Origin of the sequence: Phytopseudomonas daroniae (assembly GCF_004327285.1) — a bacterium.
Classification (GTDB): Bacteria; Pseudomonadota; Gammaproteobacteria; order Pseudomonadales; family Pseudomonadaceae; genus Aquipseudomonas; species Aquipseudomonas daroniae.
The window spans coordinates 35,206-59,542 of the sequence record NZ_QJUI01000007.1; the positions used below are offsets into that span (position 1 = coordinate 35,206).

At 63.5% G+C, this 24,337-nt stretch carries 16 protein-coding genes; 3 read left to right on the top strand and 13 right to left on the bottom strand.

Annotation, left to right across the window (positions count from 1 at the left end):
* Positions 1 to 41: 41 nt before the first annotated feature.
* The 11 genes from DNK06_RS09200 to DNK06_RS09255 form a co-directional block, all read right to left on the bottom strand.
* Positions 42 to 1,058 carry a class I SAM-dependent rRNA methyltransferase gene (locus DNK06_RS09200; RefSeq protein ID WP_131179729.1) on the bottom strand — a complete coding sequence of 339 codons (1,017 nt, stop codon included), beginning with the start codon at positions 1,056 to 1,058 and terminating at the stop codon, positions 42 to 44.
* A gap of 42 nt (positions 1,059 to 1,100) precedes the next feature.
* Positions 1,101 to 1,976: an oxygenase MpaB family protein gene (locus DNK06_RS09205; RefSeq protein WP_131179730.1), complete on the bottom strand. Its 876-nt coding sequence runs from the start codon at positions 1,974 to 1,976 to the stop codon at positions 1,101 to 1,103.
* Between the two features lie 84 nt (positions 1,977 to 2,060).
* Positions 2,061 to 3,998: an acetate--CoA ligase gene (gene acs / locus DNK06_RS09210; RefSeq protein ID WP_131179731.1), complete on the bottom strand. Its 1,938-nt coding sequence runs from the start codon at positions 3,996 to 3,998 to the stop codon at positions 2,061 to 2,063.
* A 393-nt stretch (positions 3,999 to 4,391) separates the two neighbouring features.
* Positions 4,392 to 6,056 carry a glucose-6-phosphate isomerase gene (gene pgi / locus DNK06_RS09220; RefSeq protein ID WP_131179733.1) on the bottom strand — a complete coding sequence of 555 codons (1,665 nt, stop codon included), beginning with the start codon at positions 6,054 to 6,056 and terminating at the stop codon, positions 4,392 to 4,394.
* Positions 6,057 to 6,179: 123 nt separating this feature from the next.
* Complete coding sequence (gene panC / locus DNK06_RS09225; protein WP_131179734.1) at positions 6,180 to 7,040, bottom strand: pantoate--beta-alanine ligase; 861 nt, start codon at positions 7,038 to 7,040, stop codon at positions 6,180 to 6,182.
* Positions 7,037 to 7,837 carry a 3-methyl-2-oxobutanoate hydroxymethyltransferase gene (gene panB, locus DNK06_RS09230; protein WP_131179735.1) on the bottom strand — a complete coding sequence of 267 codons (801 nt, stop codon included), beginning with the start codon at positions 7,835 to 7,837 and terminating at the stop codon, positions 7,037 to 7,039. The genes panC and panB overlap by 4 nt, the downstream gene beginning before the upstream one ends.
* Before the next feature lie 222 nt (positions 7,838 to 8,059).
* Positions 8,060 to 8,539 (bottom strand): 2-amino-4-hydroxy-6-hydroxymethyldihydropteridine diphosphokinase, encoded by a 480-nt coding sequence (gene folK / locus DNK06_RS09235; protein ID WP_131179736.1) that lies wholly within the window; start codon positions 8,537 to 8,539, stop codon positions 8,060 to 8,062.
* A gap of 4 nt (positions 8,540 to 8,543) precedes the next feature.
* On the bottom strand, positions 8,544 to 9,938 hold the full coding sequence (locus DNK06_RS09240) for a polynucleotide adenylyltransferase PcnB (RefSeq protein WP_131179737.1): 1,395 nt from the start codon (positions 9,936 to 9,938) through the stop codon (positions 8,544 to 8,546).
* A gap of 672 nt (positions 9,939 to 10,610) precedes the next feature.
* Positions 10,611 to 12,035 carry a sigma-54-dependent transcriptional regulator gene (locus tag DNK06_RS09245; RefSeq protein ID WP_131179738.1) on the bottom strand — a complete coding sequence of 475 codons (1,425 nt, stop codon included), beginning with the start codon at positions 12,033 to 12,035 and terminating at the stop codon, positions 10,611 to 10,613.
* Between the two features lie 96 nt (positions 12,036 to 12,131).
* The gene (locus DNK06_RS09250) at positions 12,132 to 15,086 is read right to left on the bottom strand and encodes a sensor histidine kinase (RefSeq protein ID WP_165493639.1); all 2,955 of its coding nucleotides are present in this window, start codon (positions 15,084 to 15,086) and stop codon (positions 12,132 to 12,134) included.
* A gap of 57 nt (positions 15,087 to 15,143) precedes the next feature.
* Complete coding sequence (locus DNK06_RS09255; protein ID WP_042556252.1) at positions 15,144 to 15,320, bottom strand: hypothetical protein; 177 nt, start codon at positions 15,318 to 15,320, stop codon at positions 15,144 to 15,146.
* Between the two features lie 211 nt (positions 15,321 to 15,531).
* On the opposite strand from DNK06_RS09255, the gene DNK06_RS09260 reads away from it, so the two are divergent.
* The 3 genes from DNK06_RS09260 (at position 15,532) to DNK06_RS09270 (ending at position 22,508) form a co-directional block, all read left to right on the top strand.
* Positions 15,532 to 18,822 (top strand): transglutaminase family protein, encoded by a 3,291-nt coding sequence (locus tag DNK06_RS09260; protein WP_131179740.1) that lies wholly within the window; start codon positions 15,532 to 15,534, stop codon positions 18,820 to 18,822.
* A gap of 300 nt (positions 18,823 to 19,122) precedes the next feature.
* Positions 19,123 to 21,615, top strand: coding sequence for a circularly permuted type 2 ATP-grasp protein (locus DNK06_RS09265; RefSeq protein ID WP_131179741.1), 2,493 nt, complete (start codon positions 19,123 to 19,125; stop codon positions 21,613 to 21,615).
* Positions 21,612 to 22,508 (top strand): transglutaminase family protein, encoded by an 897-nt coding sequence (locus DNK06_RS09270; protein ID WP_131179742.1) that lies wholly within the window; start codon positions 21,612 to 21,614, stop codon positions 22,506 to 22,508. Before DNK06_RS09265 ends, DNK06_RS09270 begins: the two co-directional genes overlap by 4 nt.
* A 34-nt stretch (positions 22,509 to 22,542) precedes the next feature.
* Here DNK06_RS09270 and DNK06_RS09275 read toward each other — a convergent pair whose 3' ends face one another.
* Both DNK06_RS09275 and DNK06_RS09280 read right to left on the bottom strand, forming a co-directional pair.
* Entirely contained in the window at positions 22,543 to 22,836 is a 294-nt protein-coding gene (locus DNK06_RS09275; protein ID WP_131179743.1) for a hypothetical protein, read from the bottom strand.
* A gap of 162 nt (positions 22,837 to 22,998) precedes the next feature.
* Positions 22,999 to 24,330, bottom strand: a complete 1,332-nt coding sequence (locus DNK06_RS09280) for a DUF58 domain-containing protein (RefSeq protein WP_131179744.1) — start codon at positions 24,328 to 24,330, stop codon at positions 22,999 to 23,001.
* Positions 24,331 to 24,337 lie beyond the last annotated feature (7 nt).

Genomic DNA, 24,337 nt, shown 5'->3' on the forward strand with positions numbered 1-24,337 from the left:
TTATGGCATGAGCCCTGGGTTCCGCGGGATGGTGCGAGTCTTCAAAAATGTAGAACGAGGGTTTTCAGCGGTGGGTTGCCGTCCGCGGAGGGGAAGTCCGCAGCCGGCAGCAGCTGTTCATGCGCGCGTACCGGACGCCCCAATTTGCTGGCGCAGCGCAGCACCTGTTCGCGCCAGTCGGTCATGGCCACCTTCGCCAGGTTGTTGCAGCACACCAGGGTACCGTTATCGGCGGTAGCGAGAATCGCTGGTTTCAGCAGGCTCTGGTAATCGCGCAGCAGGTCGACGGTGCCGAAGGCGCTCTTGGCCCAGGCCGGCGGATCGAGGAACACCAGGTCGAACTGACGCTGTGCGAGGCGTGGATAACTCGGCAGCTTCTGCCCGCGTCGCTGGGCGATAGGCAGCCCGGCCCACTGACGGATCGCCGGGAAATAGTCCGACTGCACGAACTGCATGGGCAGCAGATCCGGATTGAGCGCGCCATTTTCGCGACCGACCGCGAGGTTGCCCTCGGCGAAGTCGAGGTTGACCACTTCGTGTGCGCCACCAGCCGCCGCATTGAGGCCAACGCCGCAGGTGTAGGCGAACAGGTTGAGCACGCTTTTCCCGGCGCTGTGGCGCTGGATCCAGCCGCGGGCGTTGCGCAGGTCGAGAAACAGCAGCGGATCCTGGCCGGGATGGCGACCACGCACGCGGTAATCGAGGCCCCATTCCCGGCCAACCTGATCGGCCAGGGCCTCTTCGCTCGAGGCATACACCGGGTCGCTGCGGTCGATACGCGAGTTGCCTCTGGAGCGGTCGTTGTAGACCAGCAGCGTGTGCAGCCCGAGAACCTCGTTGACCTGTTGGTGCAGGGCGAGCAGCTCGTCATGGGTCAGCGTCTGGTGAAAACTCTGCACCATCAACTGTTGGCCGTAACGGTCGAGGGTCAGGCCGCCGGCACCTTCCTGGCTGCCGTGGAACAGGCGATAGCAATCGGTGTTCTGTGCATGCAGCTCGGCGATCAGGGCTTGGCGATTGGCAAGCGCGGCGCGCACTGCCTGGTCGAGAGACGGCATGTGCGGCGACTCGTGAATAAGGGGGCACGCAGTTTATCACCCTCAGTAGGGCGGCAGGCCCATGCGTATCCGCGACTTATGCAGTGAGCCGCTGTGTACCGCCCAGCGTATGACCGGGGCAATGGCATGTACGCCACCGCGGGTCAGGCGGCTGCGCAGCGGCGTCATCCGTTGTTCGAGCATCGTCTGGGCCCAGTCCGGCAGCAGGTCGATGCCCGCCTGCAGGAACAACTGGCCCACGGGAACCGCAAGCCTGCTGGGGGCTGGTGCGGCAAGCAGGATGCGCAGAATCTCCCGGGAGCGCTCGTCGCACAGCAACTGCCCGCGCATCGCCGCAAGATAAGCGTCGATTTCGGCTCGGTTACGTGGCACGTCGCGTGCGCCCAGGCGTTCGGCGACCAGGGCGATTTCCCCGTAATAGCGATCCTGATCGGCCGCGCTCAGGCGTGGATCGAGATACCGCAAATGGGCCTGCAGAAAGCTGTGCACTTCGGCGACATGCACCCAGGTCAGCAGAGCCGGATCACTGGCTGCGTAGGGTCTGCCATCCGGCGCAGTGCCGGTTACCTGCAGATGGACGCGTTTGACCTTGTCGATCAGCCACTCGGCATCTTTGCTGCTGGCGAAGGTGGTGCCGGAGACGAACTGGCCAGTACGGCGCAGGCGGCCAAGCAGGTCATCGCGGAAATTGGAGTGATCCCACACCCCGGCCAGTGCCAGGGGGTGTAAAGCCTGCAGCAGCAGGGCGCTGACCCCGCCAATCAGCATGCTGGTGAAATCGCCATGGATACGCCAGCTCACCGAATCCGGGCCGAACAGGCCGGGATCGCCCTTGGGGTTCTCGAAATCGATCTGCCCCAGGGCGATGCCACTGAGGCTGAGCACCTGGCTTTCGATACGGCGGCGGATGAATTCCATGGCGGGGCGGTTTTCCTGGCTAGAACGACGCCCCATTGTAACGATCGAGGGTGGATCGGGGCGTTCCCCAATCCACCCTTGTGGCTAACCGTTCAGCCGTTCGGCGACCAGGCTGTCGACCACTGCCGGGTCGGCCAGGGTCGAGGTGTCGCCCAGGCTGTCCAGCTCGTTGCAGGCGATCTTGCGCAGGATGCGCCGCATGATCTTGCCCGAGCGGGTCTTGGGCAGGCCCGGCGCCCACTGGATCAGCTCGGGTTTGGCGAAGCTGCCGATTTCCTTGCCGACCAGACTGAGCAACTCTTTCTTCAACTCGTCGTTTGCTTCGACACCGTTCATGGTGGTGACGAAGGCGTAGATACCCTGGCCCTTGAGGTCATGGGGGTAGCCGACCACGGCCGCCTCGGCTACGGCATCGTGCAGCACCAGCGCGCTTTCCACCTCGGCGGTGCCGATGCGATGGCCGGAAACGTTGATCACATCGTCGATACGCCCGGTAATCCACCAGTAGCCATCCTCGTCGCGGCGCGCACCGTCACCGCTGAAATAGTAACCGGGGTAGGCGGTGAAATAGGTCTCGAGCATGCGCTTGTGGTCGCCGTAGACGCTGCGAATCTGACTCGGCCAACTTGCTTTGATGGCGAGCACGCCAGCGCCGGCACCATCGATTTCCTTGCCTTGCTCGTCCAGCAACACCGGTTGCACGCCAAAGAACGGCCGCGTCGCCGAGCCGGGCTTGAGGTCGGTGGCGCCGGGCAGCGGCGTGATCATGATGGCGCCGGTCTCGGTCTGCCACCAGGTATCGACAATGGGGCAGCGCTTTTCGCCAACCACGTTGAAATACCACTCCCAGGCTTCCGGGTTGATCGGTTCACCGACGCTGCCGAGCAGGCGCAGGCTGCTGCGCGAAGTTTTCTTCACCGGGGCTTCGCCTTCGCGCATCAGCGCGCGCAACGCTGTCGGTGCGGTGTAGAAAATGTTCACTTGATGCTTGTCGATCACCTGCCAGAATCGCGAGATATCGGGATAGTTGGGCACGCCCTCGAAGATCAGGCTGGTGGCGCCATTGGCCAGCGGGCCGTAGACGATGTAACTGTGTCCGGTAACCCAGCCGACATCGGCGGTACACCAGTAGATGTCGCCGTCGTGGTAGTCGAACACGTACTTGTGGGTCATCGCCGCCTGCAGCAGGTAACCCGCGGTGCTGTGCAGCACGCCCTTGGGTTTGCCGGTACTGCCGGAGGTGTAGAGGATGAACAGCGGGTCTTCGGCATCCATGGGCTCGGCGGGGCATTCGGCGTCCACCTGCTGCACGGCCTGGTGGTACCAGAGGTCGCGTTCCGGCACCCAGTCGACGCTGTTCCTGGTGCGCTCGACCACCAGTACGGTGGAGACGTTGGGGCAGCTTTTCAGGGCCTTGTCGACATTGCTCTTGAGCGGGATGAGCTTGCCGCCGCGTACCGCTTCATCGGCGGTGATCACGGTGCGGCAATCGGCATCGAGAATCCGATCACGCATGGCATCCGGCGAGAAGCCGCCGAATACCACCGAGTGCACGGCGCCGATGCGGGTGCAGGCGAGCATCGCGTAGGCCGCCTCCGGGATCATTGGCATGTAGATACACACGCGGTCGCCTTTCTTCACACCGCGGCGTTTGAGCACGTTGGCCAGGCGGCAGACCTGCTCGTGCAGTTGCCTGTAGGTGATGTTGGCCGAATCTTTTGGATCGTCGCCTTCCCAGATCAGTGCCACCTGATCGCCACGTTTGGCCAGGTGACGGTCGATGCAGTTATGGCTGATGTTCAACTGGCCACCGGAGAACCAGCGAATGTCGCCCTTGCTCAGGCTGCCGCTGGAAACTTCGTCCCAGGGTTTGAACCAGTCGAGAAAGGCTTTGGCCTGTTCGCCCCAGAATGTCTGGGGATCGTCGACCGACTGGCGGTAGAGGCGCTGATAAGCGGCTTCATCGAGGTAGGCACGCTGGCGTACTTCGTCGCTGACGGGGTGGCGGCTGATCGTGAACATGGTGGGTTACCCTTGTTGTTATATGTCCGCAATAGACACTAGGGTCTGTTGACGTTTCAGCGCAAGCCGCGTTGCCGCGAGAAATCTCGCCAGGCGAGGCGGAGGACGCAGGGAATGGCGTTCCCTTTTCAAGTCCTCCAACGACGCATGGCGAGATTTCCCGCGCAACCCGCAGGGCCGGGCCCGTTTTGCCGCGATGCTGCGTTTCTCGCCGGCTCATTTAGCCAGCTAAACTTCGCGGCTCGTGCCTTGCCTCGCGGCAAAATGGGCTCCGGCGCGGTCGTGCTGAAGCGTCAACAAACCCTAAGGGTAGCAGCCAAGTTTTCAAGAGTGATCGAGGAGTGACGCAAAGTATTGCGGGCGCCCGCCGCTAAGCGAGCGCCTGCAAATGGATCAACCGCGATGGCGTCCGCGGAAGTAGTTGATCAGCCCCTGGGTGGAGCCATCTTCGGCACAGCTTTCTTCGCTGCCGACCATGCGCGAGTAGACGCCCTTGCCCAACTCCTTGCCCAGCTCCACGCCCCATTGATCGAAGGCGTTGATGCCCCAGATGGCGCTCTGGGCGAATACCTTGTGCTCGTACAACGCCACCAGCGCGCCAAGGCGGCGTGGGCTGATGCGTTCGAGCACCAGGGTGTTGCTCGGACGGTTGCCGGGGATCACCTTGTGTGGCGCCAGGCACTGCACTTCCTCCTCGCTCAGGCCCTTGGCGCGTAGTTCGGCCTCGGCCTCCTCGCGGGACTTGCCGAGCATCAGCGCCTGGCTCTGCGACAGGCAGTTGGCGTACAGCCACTGGTGGTGGTCGGACACCGGGTTGTAGCTGACCACCGGGACGATGAAGTCCGCCGGAATCAGTTGGGTGCCCTGGTGTAGCAACTGGTGATAGGCGTGTTGACCGTTACAGCCGACACCACCCCAGATCACCGGGCCGGTTGCACCGCTGACCGGGCTGCCATCCTGGCGCACGCTCTTGCCGTTGGACTCCATGTCCAATTGCTGCAGGTGCTTGGTGATGTTGCGCAGGTAATGGTCGTACGGCAGGATCGCCTGGCTCTGGGCATCCCAGAAGTTGCCGTACCAGACGCCGAGCAACGCCAGCAGCACCGGCATGTTCTCTTCGAATGGCGCGGTCTTGAAATGCGTGTCCATGCTGTAGGCACCGGCCAGCAGTTCCTTGAAGTTGGACATGCCGATGGACAACGCGATGGGCAGGCCGATGGCCGACCACAGCGAGTAGCGCCCGCCGACCCAGTCCCACATCGGGAAGATGTTCTCTTCACGAATACCAAAGCCCACCGCCGCTTCGCGGTTGCTCGACACGGCGATGAAGTGCCGGTACAGCTCGGCCTCGGAGCCGCCCTGAGCCAGGTACCAGCCACGAGCGGCCTGGGCGTTCTTCAGGGTTTCCAGGGTGCCGAAGGACTTCGACGAGACGATGAACAGCGTGGTCTCGGCGCGCAACTTGGCCGACAGCTCATGGAACTCGCTGCCGTCGATATTGGCCAGGTAGTGGCAGCGTACGCCGCGCTGGGCAAAGGGCAGCAGCGCCTCGGAAACCAGTTGCGGGCCGAGGAAGGAACCGCCAATGCCGATGTTCACCACGTCGGTGATGGGCTTTTCGGTGTAACCGCGCCACAGGCCATCGTGAATACGCCCGACCAGCTCGGTCATCTGTTGCAGCACATGCTGCACATGGGGCATCACATCGATGCCGTCGACCAGCACCTTGTCACCCAACGGCCGGCGCAGCGCGGTGTGCAGAGCCGGGCGACCTTCGGAGGTATTGAGCTTCTCACCGTCGAACATGGCGCGAATCGATTGCTCCAGGCCAACTTCGCGGGCCAGCGCCATCAGCAGCGCTATGGTCTCGCCACTGGCCAGGTTCTTCGAATAGTCGAGGAACAGGCCACAGCTACTCAGGGAAAATTGTTCGAAACGCTGTGGGTTGCCGACGAAGGCATCACGCATGCTGAAGTGCTGCATGGCCTGGCGATGCTGCTGCAGCGCCTGCCAGGTGGGAAGGGCGAGAACATCGAGCGGCTGTCGGTAATACGCCATGGGGCTTCCTTGTTGAGGCATTCGGTTGGCAGGCTTCGGCGATAGATCTACATACCAAAAAGCCCGGCTAATCGTCCGGGCTTTTCAGTGTATCCGGGTTCTTGTACCCGGTGGAGATGGTCGTCAGTAGCCCTGATCCAGAATGAAACTCAAGTTATCGATCAGCCGGGTGTTACCCAGGTAGGCCGCCACCAGCACCACCAGTTCACGGTCGCCAGGGCTGATCGTACGCAGGCTCTGCGCCTCGCGTACTTCCAGGTAGTCGGCCCGCAGGCCGGCATCGGCGTGCTGGCGCTGCGCCTGTTCGATCAGCGCGGGCAGGTTGCGCTCGCCGGCCTGGATGGCCTGGGCGATTTCCTGCAGCGAGCGGTAGAGAACGGTGGCGGTATCGCGCTGTTCATCGCTCAGGTAACCATTACGCGAGGACAGCGCCAGGCCGCTCTCGGCGCGTACGGTTGGCTCGCCAATGATCTGGATCGGCATGTTCAGGTCGCGCACCAGGGTGCGGATCACCGCCAGTTGCTGGAAGTCCTTCTGACCGAACACCGCCAGGTCTGGCTGCACCATGTTGAACAGCTTGGCGACCACGGTGGCGACACCTTCGAAATGACCGGGGCGGCTGGCACCGCACAGGCCTTCGGATACACCGGGTACGCTGATGCGGGTCTGCTCGCCCATGCCGTTCGGGTACATCTCCTCGACATCCGGGTGGAACAGCAGGTGGCAACCGGCGTTGACCAGACGCTGCTGGTCGGCCTGCAGGGTGCGCGGGTACTTGTCGAGATCCTCGGCAGGGCCGAATTGCATGGGATTGACGAAGATGCTGGCGACGACGAAGTCGGTGCGTTGCGCGGCTTTTTCCACCAGTGCGGCGTGGCCGGCGTGCAGGTTGCCCATGGTCGGTACCAGGCCGATCTGCTTGCCTTCGGCACGTGCCTGGGCAACAGCAGCGCGCAGTTCGCGCACTGTCTTGACGGTATTCATGCGGAGAACCCGTGTTCGGCAGCCGGGAAGCTGACGTCCTTCACCGCCTTCACATAGGCCGCGAGAGCGTCTTCGATGCTGGCCTGACCAGTCATGAAATTCTTCACGAACTTGGCCACGCGGCCGCTCAGGGAAAGTCCGAGCATGTCGTGCAGTACCAGCACTTGGCCGTCGGTCTGCGGGCCGGCACCGATACCGATTACCGGTATCTTGACGGCGCGGCTGATCTCACCGGCCAGATCGACCGGTACGCACTCGAGTAGCAGCATGGCTGCGCCGGCCTGCTCCAGGGCGATGGCGTCGGCGACCATCTGCCGGGCTTGCGCTTCCTGGCGGCCCTGCACCTTGTAACCGCCCAGGATATTCACGGTTTGCGGTGTCAGGCCCAGGTGCGCGCACACCGGCACGCCGCGTTCGGCCAGGCGGGTGATGGATTCGGCCAGCCAGGCTGCGCCTTCGATCTTGACCATATGAGCGCCTGCCTGCATCAGTGCACCCGCATTCTGCAGGGTCTGCTCCAGGGTGGCGTAGGCCATGAAGGGCAGGTCGGCGACGATCAGCGCGCCCCGGTTACCGCGTTTGACACTGGCAGTGTGGTAGGCCATGTCGGTAACGCTGACCGGCAGGGTACTGTCATGTCCCTGCAGCACCATTCCCAGGGAATCCCCGATCAGCAGCACTTCTACCCCGGCCTGCGAGCTGGCCTTGGCGAAAGTGGCGTCGTAGCAGGTCAGCATGGTGATCTTTTCACCCTTCTGCTTGAGCGCTTGCAGGGTGGTCAGGGTTACATCAGGCATGAACGTATCCTCACTCGGAACCTGTGCGGGGCCTGCTGCTTGCAGGCTCTCGTGGAGCAGATTCTCTCTGGCATCGAAAGGGCAGCCGGGCTGCTTCAATGTGGCCTGTATCGGCCTTTTTGCTCCGGTACGGGGCAATGGGTGGCTATAGTCCCGATGGCAGGGGCCCAAGTCAATCGAATGTGTTACCGCGCTGTTACGACGTTACCGCAGTCGGCAGCGTCAGGGCGCCAGGCGTTCCAGACCCTCGAAGGGGCAGGCCGCCAGCAGCTCGTCGAGGGCACGGCCGTCGGGCAGCTTCAGGCCCGCGGCGATCTCCGCGAGGGGATAGAGAACGAAAGCGCGTGCGTGCATGTGGTAGTGCGGTACGTGCAGACGTGGTTCGTCGATCAGCCGCTCGCCGAATAGCAGGATGTCCAGATCCAGCGTGCGCGGGCCCCAACGCTCATGACGCTCGCGGCCCTGACCAAGCTCGATACCTTGCAGCGCATCGAGCAGTTGCAGCGGCTGTAGGTCACTGTCCAGCGCCGCCACGGCATTGGTGTAACGCGGCTGGCCAGGTAACAGCGAATCGCTGGTATAGAAGGAGGAGACTGCCACCAGGTGTGTGTGTGGCAGTTGTTCGAGCGCGGCGAGTGCCTGGCGCAGTTGTTCGGCTGGTGCGGCGAGGTTGCTGCCCAGGCCGATGTAGATGCGTTCCATGGGGTTACTCGCTGGCGGTGCCGCTCTGGGGGCTACGCTTGCGCTTGCCGCCACTGCGCCGTCGCTTGCGGGGAGCGCCGGGCGTATCGTCCTTGCTGGACAGGTTGCGAATCATCACCCGACGGTCGCTGTCGCTGGCATCCTGATAGTCCGTCCACCAGTCGCCGAGGCCGTCGGTTTCCTCGCCAGCGCTTTCGCGCAGCAGCAGGAAATCGTAACCAGCACGGAAGCGCGGGTTTTCCAGCAGCAGGTCGGCACGTTTGCCGCTGCGTCGTGGCAGGCGCTCCTGCATGTCCCAGATCTCGCGGATCGGCAGGGTGAAGCGCTTCGGCACGGCGATGCGCTGGCACTGTTCGCTGATCAGCTCGTGGGCCGCTTCCTGCATCGCCGGAATCGCCGGCATGCCGCGCTCCTGCAGGCGAACCACCCGCGCCGGCAGTGCCGGCCAGAGCAGGGCGGCGAACAGGAAGGCCGGGGTGACCGGTTTGCCCTGTTGCACGCGCAGATCGGTGTTGTCCAGTGCGTTGCGGATCAGCGTGTCGGTGTATTCGGGGTTGTGCTTCAGCGCAGCGGCACTGGCGGGGAACAGCTGGCCGAACAGGCCGTAATCCACCAGCAGGTCATAGGTATAGATGGCGTAACCGCTGAGAAACAGCTTGAGCACTTCGTCGAACAGGCGGGCCGCAGGAATGCCGCCCAGCAGAGGGGCCAGGTCATAGATCGGATCGGCGCTGTGTTTCTCGATGTCGAAGTCCAGCTTGGCGGCGAAGCGCACGGCGCGCAGCATGCGCACCGGGTCTTCCTGATAACGCTGTGTCGGGTCGCCGATCAGCCGCACCAGGTTGTTGCGGATGTCGTGCATGCCATTGGCGTAGTCGAGAATCCGCTCGGAAACCGGATCGTAGTACAGCGCGTTGATGGTGAAGTCGCGGCGTTGGGCGTCGTCTTCCAGCGTGCCGTAAACATTGTCACGCAGGATGCGGCCACTCTCGTTACGCGATGCCTGATTGCTGTCTTCTTCCTCGTCACCTTGCGGGTGATTGGCGCGGAAGGTGGCGGTTTCGATGATCTCGCGGCCGAAGTGCACGTGTACCAGCTTGAAGCGGCGGCCAATCACCCGGGCGTTACGAAACTCGGCTCTGACCTGCTCCGGAGTGGCGCTGGTGGCGACGTCGAAGTCCTTGGGCTCGATACCCAGCAGCAGGTCGCGTACGCAACCACCGACCAGATAGGCCTCGTAGCCTGCGTTCTGCAGACGCTCGACCACGCTGATGGCGTAGCGGCTGATCTGCCCGCGCTGGATCGGGTGCTGGTTGTTGTTCAGCACGTGCGGCGTACTGTGAGGCTTGTGAGCGCGGCGCAGCGGCGAACGGAGGGACTTGAACAGCTTTTTCAGCATGGAGGGCACTGTATGACGAAATGAGCGGCCAGAATAATGTAAAGGCGCAGAAATAGCGCGGATTCTAGCATTGAGTCGTATGAGGGTGTAAGCGGGGGAGGAAGGCAGGACGGGGCGGAAGCTACTGGGGGAGCCGAAGCTCCCCCATAAATGTTGCTGCGTGTTTTTTCTTGTTATGCGGGCTTGTTGTTTTTGTTCGATCGCCCGTTCCGGAGTCCATGCTGTCCAGAAAGCCTCCCGATACCGGGAGCAAGAGCAAACGGATTGCTTTGGATGCTGACGCTACCTCGGGTCTTCGACCCAACCAGAACCGGTGCTGTCTATCGACAGTTTTATTGTTCTCTATCTGGTTACGGGGCAGGGCCCCATAAGGAAATCCTCTCCAAAAGAATCAGTTAGCTTCGTCTCCTGCCGTCTTGTTCTTATTGTGCTGGAGTCGTTACGTCTTATTTTTATTGTCGTGGGTCATGCTTGTTATTGTTGTTGTGCCAGAGATAGAGCACGTGGCGTGCCAGGTTTTATTTTCCCTTTAAAAACAATGGTTTGTTGTTTTGTTGCTTTTTCGTGAGCAGAAAAAAGCCGGGGTTCCGTTACCGTAAACCCCGGCTTTGTTACGTCTTGTCATCACTGCGGTAACAGCCGGCCTAGAGCCTTCGCACATTCAGGTGCGGATTACTCGCTGGTGACGCTCGATTTGCGCCGTGGAATGCCCAGGCGCTGGCGGCGTTCCCACAGGCATTTGCGGCTGATACCCAGCTTGCGGGCCAGCTCGGTCTCGGTCATATGATCCTGGTGCTCGAGCACGAAGTGCTGGAAGTAGTCCTCCAGCGACAGATCTTCACTCGGATCCTGAGTGGTGGCGTTGACCGCCCCGCTTTGCGGCGGCAGGCCAATGAAGGCGTCGTCGTCCAGGTCTTCCAGCTCGATGTCGATGCCCAGCAGATCGGCGTTGATGGTGCTGCCTTCGCACAGGATCACCGAGCGCTCGATGGCGTTCTCCAGCTCCCGCACGTTACCTGGCCAGCTGTAATGATGGATGGCCTGTTCGGCGTCCGGGCCGAAGTGCAGGTCGCTGCGGCCCATGCGCGTGGATTGACGCAGGAGGAAAGAGCGGGCTATTTCCAGGACGTCGCTGCCACGCTCACGCAGCGGCGGCAATTTCAGGGCGATGACGTGCAGGCGGTAGTATAGGTCTTCGCGGAACTGGCCGGTTTTCGACAGGGTTTTCAGGTCGCGGTGGGTTGCCGCGATCAGGCGTACGTCGACCTTCTGTGACTGTACCGACCCGACCCGGCGGATTTCGCCTTCCTGCAGTACCCGCAGCAGACGCGCCTGGGCTTCGAGCGGCAGCTCGCCGATTTCATCGAGAAACAGGGTGCCGCCGTCGGCCGCTTCTACCAGGCCGGCGCGGCTGGCGCTGGCGCCGGTGAACGCGCCCTTTTCATGGCCGAACAGTTCCGACTCGATCAGGGTTTCCGGGATCGCTGCACAGTTGACCGAAATCAGCGGTGCCTTGGCGCGCTTCGACAGGTTGTGCAGCGCGCGGGCGACCAGTTCCTTGCCGGTGCCGGATTCGCCCTGTACCAGTACATTGGAATCGGTAGGGGCGACTTTGCGGATCTTGCTGTACAACTCCAGCATCGCCGGGCTGGAGCCGATGATGCCAATTTCGCCATTGGCCGCCTTGTCGCCTTTTTCCACCGCGCGGCCCGCGGCAGGGGCGCCGCCTGACGTGCTGCGGGCAGCTTGGCGATCACGCAGGATGCGCGCCACGGCTTGCAACATTTCGTCATGGTCGAAAGGTTTGGCGATGTAATCGACGGCACCCATTTTCATCGAGTCGACCGCCGAGCGCAGGCTCGCGTAGCTGGTCATGATCAGCACCGGAGCGCCCTGGGCCAGCTTGATCAGCTCGGTACCCGGCGCGCCAGGCAGGCGTAGGTCGCTGACTACCAGATCGAACCCCGGGATATCGAAGCGCTCCTGGGCTTCCTGTACCGAACCGGCTTCGCTGACCTGGTACTGGTTACGTTCAAGCAGGCGACGCAGGGCAGTGCGGATGATGGTTTCGTCTTCGACGATCAGGATATGAGGCATTTAAACGAATTCTCTCGACGGTCTCGGAACCTGCTTCCACGGTGCCTGCAGCCAAGCCGGGCCACACGCGTCGCCGGGAATGCGGTTCTTCGGTGTTTAGGTTGCCAGTGGCATTGCCTCGAAATGCCGAGGCAGCGTCACCCTGATACGGGTGCCACGTTGCTGCTCGGGGTCAATCGGGCTGTCGATTGTTATCTGGCCATAATGCTCTTCCACGATGGAATAGACCAGCGCGAGGCCGAGTCCGGTTCCTTTGCCAGGATCCTTGGTGGTGAAGAACGGCTCGAACAGCCGATCTATCACGCCCTTGGGAATCCCGCTGCCTTCGTCCTCTACGATCAGGTCGATGGTGTGTTCCGACGCTTCGCTGCGCACGCGGATGGCGCCGCCGGCTGGCGAGGCGTCGCGGGCGTTGCTCAGCAGGTTGATCAGTACCTGGGCAAGGCGCTGAGGGTCGCCCTCCGCCCAATGTTCGGGTTTGCACAGGTTGAAGAATTGCACGTCCACACTGCGCCGGTTAAGGGCCAGCAGACCGATGGCTTCCTGGGCGATTTCAGCCAGGCAGACCGGCTCGTCGGCCCGTTGATGATTGCCGGAGTGGGCGAAGTTCATCAGTGAGTGGACGATGCGCGTCACCCGCTTGGTCTGTTCCAGAATCTGCCCGCTGATTTCGGTCAGTTCGGTGTCGTCTTCGCGTTCTTCGCGCAGGTTCTGCGCCAGGCAGGCGATACCGGTGATCGGGTTGCCGATTTCGTGAGCGACACCGGCAGCGAGGCGACCGATGCTGGCCAGGCGCTCGGAGTGCACCAGCTTGTCTTCGAGCATCTGGGTTTCGGTCAGATCCTCGACCAGCAACACCAGGCCGCTATTGCCGGGCGCCAGCGGTTCGTCGATCGCGGCTTTGTGCAGGTTGAGCCAGCGGATCTGGCCGTCCAGGGCCAGGCGCTGCTTGTGCAGGTGTTCGTCGGGTATCTCGATGAAGCGCTGCAGCAGATCGCGCCAGGGCTCGCCGAGGGTCGACAGGCGCGAGCCGACGATGCGCTGTGCGGGAATCTCGGTGAGTTCTTCCATGGCTTTGTTCCACATCAGGATCTCGTGATCCTTGGCCAGGGAGCAGACGCCCATGGGCAGTTCCTGCAGGGTCTGGCGGTGGTAGCGGCGCAGGGCATCGAGTTCGGCGGCAAGGCCGGTGAGGCGCGAGTGATAATCCTCCAGGCGGCTCTCGATGAAGTGGATGTCCTCGGTAACGTAGCTCTCGCTGCCGGATTTGTAGGGCAGGAAGGATTCGATGATGTCCTGGGCCACGCTCGGGCCCATCAGCCCGGACAGGTTGGCTTCCAGGCGGTCGCGCAAGCGGCGCAGCGCATAGGGGCGGCTCTCGTCGAACGGCAGGTGCAGGTCGCGCAGGGCCTGCTCGACTTCGCGCTGGGCGGTCTTGGCGCCCAGTGGCTTGGCCAGTTGAGTGGCGAATTCCTGGGGCGACAGGGCCAGCAGCTCACGGCGCTGCGGACGGCGCACGTTGTCCACGGCGCAGGCTTCGGCGGCACTGTCCTCTTCCGGGCTCGAGTCGGTGAAGACCGAGACCAGCGTGAACACCAGCACGTTGGTCGCCAGGGAGGCGATGGCCGCCAGGTGCCAGCTGCTGTCATCCAGTACGTAGACCAGATCCAGGATCGGCACATAAAGGCCGGGCAGGGTGCCCAGCAGCGGCATCAGCATGCTCACTGCCCACACCGCGATGCCCGCCAGCAGGCCGGCGATGAAGCCGCGACGGTTGGCGGTCGGCCAGTACAGCACCGAGAGCACGCCCGGCAGGAATTGCAGGGTGGCGACGAAGGAGACGATGCCCAGGTTGGCCAGCTCCTGCTGGGCGTCGAGCAGGTTATAGAACGCGTAGCTGGCGAGGATGATGGCGACGATCAGGGCGCGGCGCGTCCATTTCAGCCAGCGGTAGATGTTGCCCTCGGCCGGTGGCTGGTACAGCGGCAGCACCACGTGGTTGAGCAGCATGCCCGACAGCGCCAGGGTGGTAACGATGATCAGGCCACTGGAGGCCGACAGGCCGCCGATGTAGGCGATCAGCGCCAGCGTCGGGCTGTCCACGGCGATGCCCAGACCCAGGGTGAAGTACTCCGGGCTGGTGGTCGAGCCCAGGCGCAGGCCGGCCCAGAGGATCAGCGGCACAGCCAGGCTCATCAACAGCAGGAACAGCGGCAGGCCCCAGCTGGCGCTGACCAGGGCACGCGGGTTGAGGTTCTCGGTAAAGGTCATGTGGTACATGTGCGGCATGACGATGGCCGAGGCGAAGAACACCAGCAACAGGGTGCGCCACGGGCCTTCCTGCAGCGGCGTATGCAGGCTGGCCAGGGCCGCCTGGTTGAGCACCAGCCACTGTTCCAGCTCGCGTGGGCCGTCGAATACCGCATACAGCGCGTACAGGCCGATGGCGCCCATGGCCAGCAATTTGACGATCGACTCAAAGGCGATGGCCAATACCAGGCCCTCGTGCTTCTCTCGGGTTGCCAGGTGGCGGGCGCCAAAGAGAATGGTGACCAGGATGAACAGGCCACAGAACGCCAGGGCGATCTGCGGTTGCACCGGCTCGCGGGTGAGGATGCTGATGGCATCGGTTACCGCCTGGATCTGCAGTGCCAGCAGCGGCAGCACGGCAACCAGCATGCAGATGGTACTCAGCGCACCGGCCCAGGTGCTACGAAAGCGAAAGGCGAACAGGTCGGCCAGGGACGACAGTTGATAAGTGCGGGTGATGCGCAGAATGGGGTAGAGCAGCACCGGCGCCAGGAGAAACGCACCCGTCACGCCCAGGTAGCTGGCGAGAAAGCCATAGCCGTATTGGTAGGCCAGGCCGACGGTGCCGTAGAAGGCCCAGGCGCTGGCATACACGCCCAGCGACAGGGTGTAGGTCAGCGGGTGCCGAATGAGTCGGCGTGGAATCAGGCCACGGTCAGCACACCAGGCAACACTGAACAGCACGAGCAGGTAGGCGGCGCTGACCAGCATCAGCTGGCTAAGGCTAAAGCTCATCGGCATCACGTTGGCTCTGCGAGTGAAGGTGAACGGGCAGTAGGCGGGTTACACCGCATCAGGTCAGAGCTCGTCTGCATCGCGCTGACTCTGTAGGATGAAAGTCACCACGATGAGGATCAGCCACAGCATATAAGGCCGGTACCAGGCGCCATTGGGGTCGATCCACCAGTCCATGATGGCGGGCGAGAACAGGTAGATGCCCACTACCAGGATCAGAACCAATCGATAGATATACATGCCGCGTCTCGCTACTGAATATGCCGATGGTAACGGAAGCGCACTGCGCTGGCTAAGGTGCTGTTATGGTGCGTAGTGTTCGTCATGGGGCGTGGTCTGCCCCATGTTGGGGCCAGGTCTTCGTCAAGGCGTTCACCCCGCCGCCGCAAGCTGGCGCTGGCACAAGTCTTGCGCCGTTATCGTTATCGCCCAGGCTTGCAGGAGGCCCGCCGTGTCCATTCATGTCGCGCTGCACCACATCACCCATTATCGCTATGACCGTGCCATCAACCTGGGGCCGCAGATCATTCGATTGCGCCCGGCACCTCATAGCCGCACGCGCATTCTCTCCTACTCCCTGAGCGTCGAGCCGGGCGATCACTTCATCAACTGGCAGCAGGATCCCCAGGGCAATTACCTGGCGCGCCTGGTGTTTCCGGAGAAGACCCGCGAACTGCGTGTCGAGGTGGATCTGGTCGCCGAAATGGCGGTGTTCAACCCCTTCGATTTCTTCCTCGAACCTTATGCCGAACAGATTCCCCTGACCTATACGGCAGGCGAGCAGCGCGAACTGGCGCCCTATCTGGTCAAGCTGCCGGGCGAAGCCCGCTTCGCCGAGTACCTGGCGAGCATCGACCGCACGCCAAGGCCCAGCGTGGATTTCCTGGTAGCCCTGAATCAGCGTCTGGCCGCCGACATCGATTACCTGATCCGCATGGAGCCGGGCGTGCAAACGCCCGAACAGACCCTGCTCAATGCATCCGGTTCGTGCCGCGATTCATCCTGGCTACTGGTGCAATTGTTCCGTCACCTGGGCCTGGCTGCGCGTTTCGTCTCCGGTTATCTGATTCAGCTCAGCGCCGACGTCAAATCCCTGGATGGCCCGTCGGGCACCGAGGTGGATTTCACCGATCTGCACGCCTGGTGCGAGGTATACCTGCCGGGCGCAGGCTGGATCGGCCTCGATCCCACCAGCGGGTTGTTCGCCGGTGAGGGCCACATCCCGTTGGCGTGCAGCCCGGAGCCCTCATCGGCGGCACCGATCAGTGGGGCGGTGGACGAGTGCGAAAGCGAATTCAGCCATGAGATGCGCGTGGAGCGCATCTGGGAAGCGCCGCGGGTGACAAAACCCTATAGCGACAACCAGTGGCGTGACATCGTCGAGCTGGGCCGCCGTGTCGACGAAGACCTGCAGGCCGGCGACGTGCGCCTGACCATGGGCGGCGAGCCGACTTTCGTCGCCCTCGATTACCCGGATGACGCTGAATGGAATACCGCGGCCCTGGGGCCGAACAAGCGCCGTCTGGCTACGGATCTGTTCCTGCGCCTGCGTGAGCACTACGCGCCGGCCGCCCTGGTGCACTTCGGGCAGGGCAAGTGGTACCCGGGCGAGCAGTTGCCGCGCTGGTCGCTGAATGCCTTCTGGCGCCGTGACGGTCAGCCGGTCTGGCAGAACGCCGAGCTGCTGGCCGACGAAGGGCGCGACTATGGCGCCGACGCAGAGCTGGCCGCGCGCTTTCTCGCCAACCTGGCCGAGCGCCTGGGTGTCGATGCCGCGCACAGCTTTCCGGCTTTTGAGGATGGCCTCTACTACCTGTGGCGCGAGGGGCGTTTGCCCGACAACGTCTCGCCCGAGGATTCCCGACTGAGCGACCCGCTTGAGCGTGAGCGCCTGCGTCAGGTGTTCGAACAGGGGCTGGATCGGGTGATCGGTCATGTCCTGCCGTTGGCGCGTGATACCCGCAGGGCCGGCTGGCGCAGCGGTTGCTGGTATCTGCGCGATGAATATTGCCGCCTGGTACCTGGCGATTCGGCCCTGGGCTACCGCCTGCCACTGGATTCGCTGCCCTGGGTCAAAGCCGAGGAATACCCCTACGTGACACCGGCCGACCCTTCCCAGGTGTTCGCGCCGCTGCCGGCCGCTGCCGAGCTGCAGTACCAGCAGCGCGGGGTCTGGAATGGCGGCCGAGGCAATGCGCCAGGCAAACCCAAGCGCGGTCAGTCGGCAGCGGATGTCGTGCGCACCGCACTGTGCGCCGAACCCCGCGATGGCCGCCTGTACCTGTTCATGCCACCGCTGAGCGATCTCGAAGACTATCTGGAGCTGGCTGCCGCCATCGAGCAAACCGCTGCCGAACTGGATTGCCCGGTGCTGCTCGAAGGCTATGAGCCGCCGAACGATCCACGGCTGCAATTCTTCCGGGTTACGCCAGACCCTGGCGTGATCGAGGTGAACATCCATCCGGCGGCCAGCTGGGACGAACTGGTCGAGCGCACCGAGTTCCTTTACGAGCAGGCGCGTCAGTGTCGCCTGAGCAGCGAGAAATTCATGATCGACGGCCGCCACACCGGCACAGGAGGCGGTAACCACTTCGTCCTGGGTGGCGCCACGCCAGCGGATTCACCGTTCCTGCGCCGCCCCGATCTGCTGCGTAGCCTGATCAGCTATTGGCACAATCACCCGTCGCTGTCCTATCTGTTCTCCGGGCTGTTCATCGGCCCGACATCCCAGGCTCCGCGGGTCGACGAGGCGCGTAACGACGCCCTCTACGAGCTGGAGATCGCCTTTGCACAAATGCCCGAAGCGGGCCGCGAGTGTCCGCCCTGGCTGGTCGACCGCCTGCTGCGCAACCTGCTGGTAGATGTCACCGGCAACACCCACCGTGCCGAGTTCTGCATCGACAAGCTGTATTCGCCGGACTCGGCCTCCGGTCGCCTCGGCCTGCTCGAACTGCGTGCTTTCGAAATGCCGCCCCACGCGCAGATGAGCCTGGCGCAGCAACTGCTGCTGCGGGCGCTGATCGCGCGGTTCTGGAAGGAGCCCTACCGGCCCGCGCGCCTGGTGCGTTGGGGAACCGAGCTGCATGACCGCTTCTTGCTGGCGCACTTCGTCGAGCAGGATTTCGCCGATGTGCTGCAGGAGTTGACCACCTTCGGTTATCGCCTGCGCGCCGACTGGTTCGCCGCGCATTTCGAGTTCCGTTTCCCCAAGGCTGGCGACTTCAACGTCAAGGGCATCGACCTGGAACTGCGCCAGGCGCTGGAGCCCTGGCATGTGCTGGGCGAGGAGGGTGCAGTGGGCGGCACGGTGCGCTATGTCGACTCGTCCCTCGAACGGCTGCAGGTCAAGGTCAATGGCCTGACCCCGGATCGCTACGTGCTCACCTGCAATGGCGTGCCGGTGCCGTTGCACGCGACGGGCAAGGTCGGCGAATTCGTCGCCGGAGTGCGCTTCCGCGCCTGGCAGCCAGCGGCCTGCCTGCAGCCGACCATCGGTGTGCATGCGCCTTTGATTTTCGACCTGGTGGACACCTGGATGAACCGCTCCATCGGTGGATGCCAGTATCATGTCGCCCATCCGGGCGGGCGCACCTATGAAAGCCTGCCAGTGAATGCCTATGAAGCCGAAAGCCGGCGCCTGGCGCGCTTCTTCCGCCTGGGGCACAGCCCCGGCAAACGCGCGCCGCTGACGCCAATCAGTAACCAGGAACTGCCGATGACCCTGGATCTGCGCCGTATCTAAGAACCTGTTTAAAGTCTGCTGCGCGTCGGCACTGCCGCGCGCTCGGCAAGCCGCTTGCGGCTAACGTACGTTTAGTGGGCCCCGAAGGGGCGAGCGAAGCGAGTCATGCTCATTTACACGTAAACTCGAATGCGAGCCCAGTCCGCTTCCTCGCCTGTTTTGACCAGCCGGAGGCTGTTACTACGTAGCGCCTTGCATTGCTCTAGCTCGCGAGACTTTAAACGGGTTCTGATGGCGCAGGTTCCGCTTTTATCTCGCAACGCCTACGCTAAGCCCACGAAAGACAGCACCGAGATCTTGATGCCTGACCTGCTCGCCGATTACCCACCCAACGATGCGGCTTATGATGAACTGCTCGACGCCAGCGGGCAGGTACGCCCGCACTGGCGCAGGCTGCTGAGCCAGCTACAGCGCAGCCGCCCGGCGCAGTTGCAGCAGCGTCAGGCCATGCTGAGCCGGCAGATCCAGGAGAACGGCGTTACCTATAACGTCTACGCCGATCCTGATGGTGCGGATCGCCCCTGGGAGCTGGATCTGCTGCCCAACCTGATTCCTGCAGCCGAGTGGCAGACCATCGCCGCTGGCGTGGCGCAACGTGCGGCGCTGCTCGACAAGGTACTGGCCGACCTCTACGGCCCGCAGCAGTTACTGGCCGACGGCCTGCTGCCGCCGGAGCTGGTCTTCGGTCACGAGAATTTCCTCTGGCCATGCCAGGGGCTGCAGCCACCGGGCGGCACCTTTCTGCATGTATATGCCGTGGATCTGGCGCGGGCGCCCGATGGCCGCTGGTGGGTAACGGCGGATCGTACCCAGGCGCCTTCCGGTGCGGGTTACGCCCTGGAAAACCGGCAGATCGTTTCCCGCGCCTTTCCCGAGCTGTACCGGGATCTCGGTGTGCAGTACCTGGCCGGGTTCTTCCGTACCCTGCAGGACACCCTGGCACGCCAGGCACCGGCCGATGGCGAGACGCCGCTGGTGGTGGTGCTGACGCCTGGGCGTTTCAACGAGAGCTATTTCGAGCACCTGTACCTGGCTCGTCAGCTCGGCTATCCGCTGGTCGAGGGCAGTGACCTGACCGTGCGTGACGCCACCCTCTATCTCAAGACCCTCGCCGGGTTACGCCGCGTGCATGCGGTTCTGCGTCGGCTCGATGACGACTTCTGTGATCCCCTGGAGCTGCGCACCGATTCCGCACTGGGCGTACCCGGCCTGCTGGAGGCGGTTCGTCAGGGCCGGGTGCTGGTGGCCAATGCCCTGGGCAGTGGCGTGCTGGAAGCGCCTGGGCTGCCGGGCTTCCTGCCGGCGATCAGCGAGAAACTACTGGGTGAGCCGCTGTTGCTGCCCAGCATCGCCAGTTGGTGGTGCGGCGAACCACCGGTACTGGAGGAAGCGCTGGAGAAACTGCCAGAGCTGCTGATCCGGCCGAGTTTCCCGTCGCAGAGTTTCACCCCGGTGTTTGGCCGTGATCTGGATGCCGCGCAGCGTACCGAACTGGCCGCGCGTTTGCGTTTGCGCCCCTACGCCTATGTCGCTCAGGCGCTGGCGCAACTGTCCCAGGCGCCGGTCTGGCAGGCCGAAGAGGGCAAGCTGCAAGCACGGGCCATCGGCATGCGCGTGTTCGCCGTGGCCAGTGCCGACGGTTACCGGGTGATGGCGGGCGGCCTGACCCGAGTGGCCGCGGAAGCCGATGCCGAGGTGGTGTCGATGCAGCGTGGCGGTGCCAGCAAGGACACCTGGGTGCTCGGCGAGCGCCACGGCCCTGGTGAGCCGTGGCATGGTATGCGCCCGTTGGGCGCCGCCGACCTGGTGCGCAGCGACCCCTATCTGCCGTCGCGGGTGGTGGAAAACCTGTTCTGGTTCGGTCGCTACAGCGAGCGCTGCGAGGACAACGCGCGACTGCTGCGCATCATGCTTGGCCGCTACGTCGACGACGATGACGACCCGCAGGCTCTGGAGGCTGCGCTGGATCTGGGCGAAAGTCTTGGCCTGCTACCGGACGAAGAGCACGGCGCGCTGGATGCACGGCTGCTGGAAGCGGTGCTCGGCGCCGAATGGCCAGCCAGCCTGCGTACCAACTTGCAGCGCCTGCAATGGACCGCCGGCAGCGTGCGCGGCAAGCTGTCCCAGGCCAACTGGCAGGCGCTGGTGGAGCTGCAGCGCGACGCGCAGAACCTGGAGGTTCGTGGCGGCGATTTCGGTCAGTTGCTGGATTTCCTCAACCGTCTGCTGATGTCCCTGGCGGCGCTCTCCGGCTTTGCGCTGGACGACATGACGCGCGACGACGGCTGGCGCTTTCTGATGATCGGTCGCTGCATCGAACGCCTGCAGTTTCTCTGCGACAGCGTCGGTGGCTTCCTGCGTGGCAGCACGCCCGATGATCAATCGGCTCTGGAGTGGTTGCTGGAACTGGGTAACAGCAGCATCACCTATCGCACCCGCTACATGGCTTCGGCACAACTCATTCCGGTACTCGATCTGTTGCTGCTCGACGAGCAGAATCCCCACGCGGTGCTGTTCCAGGTACGCATGCTGTTGCGCTCCCTGGAACGCCTGGCCGAGCGCTTTCACTTGCCCGAGGCACCGGCGCTGGCGCAGCTCGAACGGCAGTTGAGCGCTGTCGATCTGCGCAGTCTGGAAAACCCGCTGTTCGGCGCGCGAGGGATTCGCGCGGTGCTCGATGGCCTGGCCGATCTGCTCGAAGCCGTTGCTCAGGCGTCCAGCAAGGTGTCGGATGAACTGGGCCTGCGCTTTTTCGTGCATGTCGCCGCCAGCCAGGGAACCCGGTCGTCATGAGTGCTCGTTATCAGGTGTTGCACGACACCCATTATCGCTATGCCTCGCCGGTATCCCTGGCTCAGCAACTGGTGCACCTGTGGCCGCGTGACTGCGCCTGGCAACGCTGCGAGGAGCGCCACCTGCAGATCACCCCGCAGCCCTGCCAGCGTCACGATAGCGTCGATGTATTCGGCAATCCGCTGACCCGCCTGGCCTTCGAACGCCCCCATGACGCCTTGAAGGTCTGCGCAAAGCTGAACGTCGAAGTGCTGCCGCGGGCCTATCTCGATCTGCAGGATTCGCCGTCCTGGGAGTCCACCTGTGACGCCCTGGGGTATCAGGGCCGGCCCTGGGAGCCGGAGCTGCTGGATGCCACGCGCTATCGCTTCCAGTCACCTTACGTGCGTTTGAAGCGCGCCTTCAGCCTGTTCGCCGACGACTGTTTTCTGCCCGAACAGCCGCTACTGTTATCGGCGCGCGCGCTGATGCAGAAAATATTCGACGAGTTCACCTTCGACGCCGAAGCCACCCAGGTGGCGACGCCCTTGCTCAAGGTGCTCGAGGAGCGCCGCGGGGTCTGTCAGGACTTCGCCCACCTGATGCTCGCCTGTCTGCGTTCCCGTGGTCTGGCGGCGCGTTATGTCAGCGGCTATCTGCTCACCCAGCCGCCCCCCGGGCAGCCGCGGTTGATTGGCGCCGATGCGTCCCACGCCTGGGTGTCGGTGTATTGCCCGCGCAATGGCTGGGTGGACTTCGATCCGACCAACAATATCCTGCCGGCGCTGGAGCACATCACCCTGGCCTGGGGCCGCGACTTTTCCGATGTTTCACCCTTGCGTGGGGTGATCCTCGGCGGCGGCGATCACGATCCTGAAGTACAGGTGACGGTGCTGCCTTTGCCGGCGAACTGAGCACCGCAGCCCGTCGAATGGCGGGCTGCGGGTGTCAGCCGAGTATCACGCGAATGACCGCGATCAGCTGGAAGGCACAGAAGAAGCCCAGGGCGATGCGCATGGGTTTCGACAGATTGCTGCCCAGGCTTTCCCGCAGCGGCTGGAGCATGAACCGGGGCGTCAGCGCCAGGCCGATCACCAGCGACACCACGGCGAACATCGAAAAGAACTCGCTGCTCATCGGCGGTACGCCCGATGTGAAGCCGTACAGCAGGCAACCGATGGCGACGGCGAAGAAAGCCCCGGAAATCAGGCGCTCCTTGGGTGTCCAGGAGGAAAAGTTCACAGGCGTATGCTCCACAGGCGAAATCGATGGGGCGCAGTATAAGGAATGGCGCGTTTCAGGGCAGTAGCCAGAAACAAACAACCCCCTGTGGTTGACGCAGCGAAACCCAGGGAACGATCTTCCGGGTATCGCTGCGCTCCATCCGGGCTACCAGGAGTGGCTCTACAGCACTCCGGCCTTTTTCCACGCCAGATAACGGTTGACCAGCTCCGGGCCGAGTTCGCCCGGGCGGGCATCGAGTACCGGGACGTTGTGAGCGGCCAGACGCTCGTGCAGAGTGTTGCGTGCGTTGAGGTAGTCCACGGCGCCGCAGTAGTTCAGCGCCGACTCGTAGTCGTGCACCTGAGTGTGGCGCAGGCTGTCGAGCACTTCTTCGCGCAGGCTGGCGATCAGTACCCGGTGCCTGCGCTCGAGGCGTTTCACGGCGCCCAGCAATTGCTCGTCGTCTTCATCACGCAGGTTGGTGATCAGCACCACCAGGGCGCGGCGACTCTGGCGGCTGAGCAGGGTATCCACCGCGACGGCGTAGTCGGCAGGGCGCTGGGTACTCTGCAGGTCGTAAACCGCGTTGAGCAGTACATTGACCTGGGCCTGGCCCTTGACCGGCGCCAGGTAGCGGCTTTGCTCGCCGGCGAAGGTCATCAGTCCCACGGCATCGCCCTGACGCAGAGCCACGTAGCTCAGCAGCAGGCTGGCGTTGAGGGCGTGATCGAAATGCGCCAGCTCGCCGTCCTGGCTGCGCATGCGTCGGCCGCAGTCGATCAGGAACAGGATCTGCTGGTCACGTTCGTCCTGATACTCACGGGCGATGGGCGTGCGCTTGCGCGCGGTGGCTTTCCAGTCGATCTGGCGCAGCGTGTCGCCATCGCGGAACTCGCGCAGTTGATGGAATTCCTGACCCAGACCGCGGCGCTGCTGCTGGCGCACACCCAACTGGCTGACCCAGTCGTCCACGGCCATCAACTGCGCGCCGTACAGGCGGGCGAAATCCGGGTAGACGCGTGCTTCGTCGCGCACGTCCAGGTAGCGTCGCGACTGCCACAGACGCAGTGGACTGGGCAGGCTGATCTCGCAGCGTGGAAAGACGAAATGGCCACGTACCAGCGGGCGAACCCGGTAGCTGAAGGTGGTCTGTTCGCCCGGTCGCAGTTCGACCTGCTGTGGTAGATGCTCGACGGCCATGTCCTGCGGGACATGATCGAATACCTGGAGGTGCAGCGCACGCGAGTAGGCATGATGGGCCGTCAGTTGCACATCGCTCCAGCGACCCAGCGGCAGGTTGCCCGGCAGGTGCCTCTGCAGGCGTGGCGATGGTTGGCGGTACAGGCGCAGGGCGTCGACCAGCGCGGTGCCTGCGAGCACCAGCAACGCGCCCCACCACAGGGCAACGAGGCGCTCCGGGACGGCAACGGAGAGGGCATCCAGCGCGCCGAGGACGATGGCGACCACCAGCAGCCCGCCCAGCAGGCGGAGCAGAACGGAGGAGGGCTTCATGCCGCGT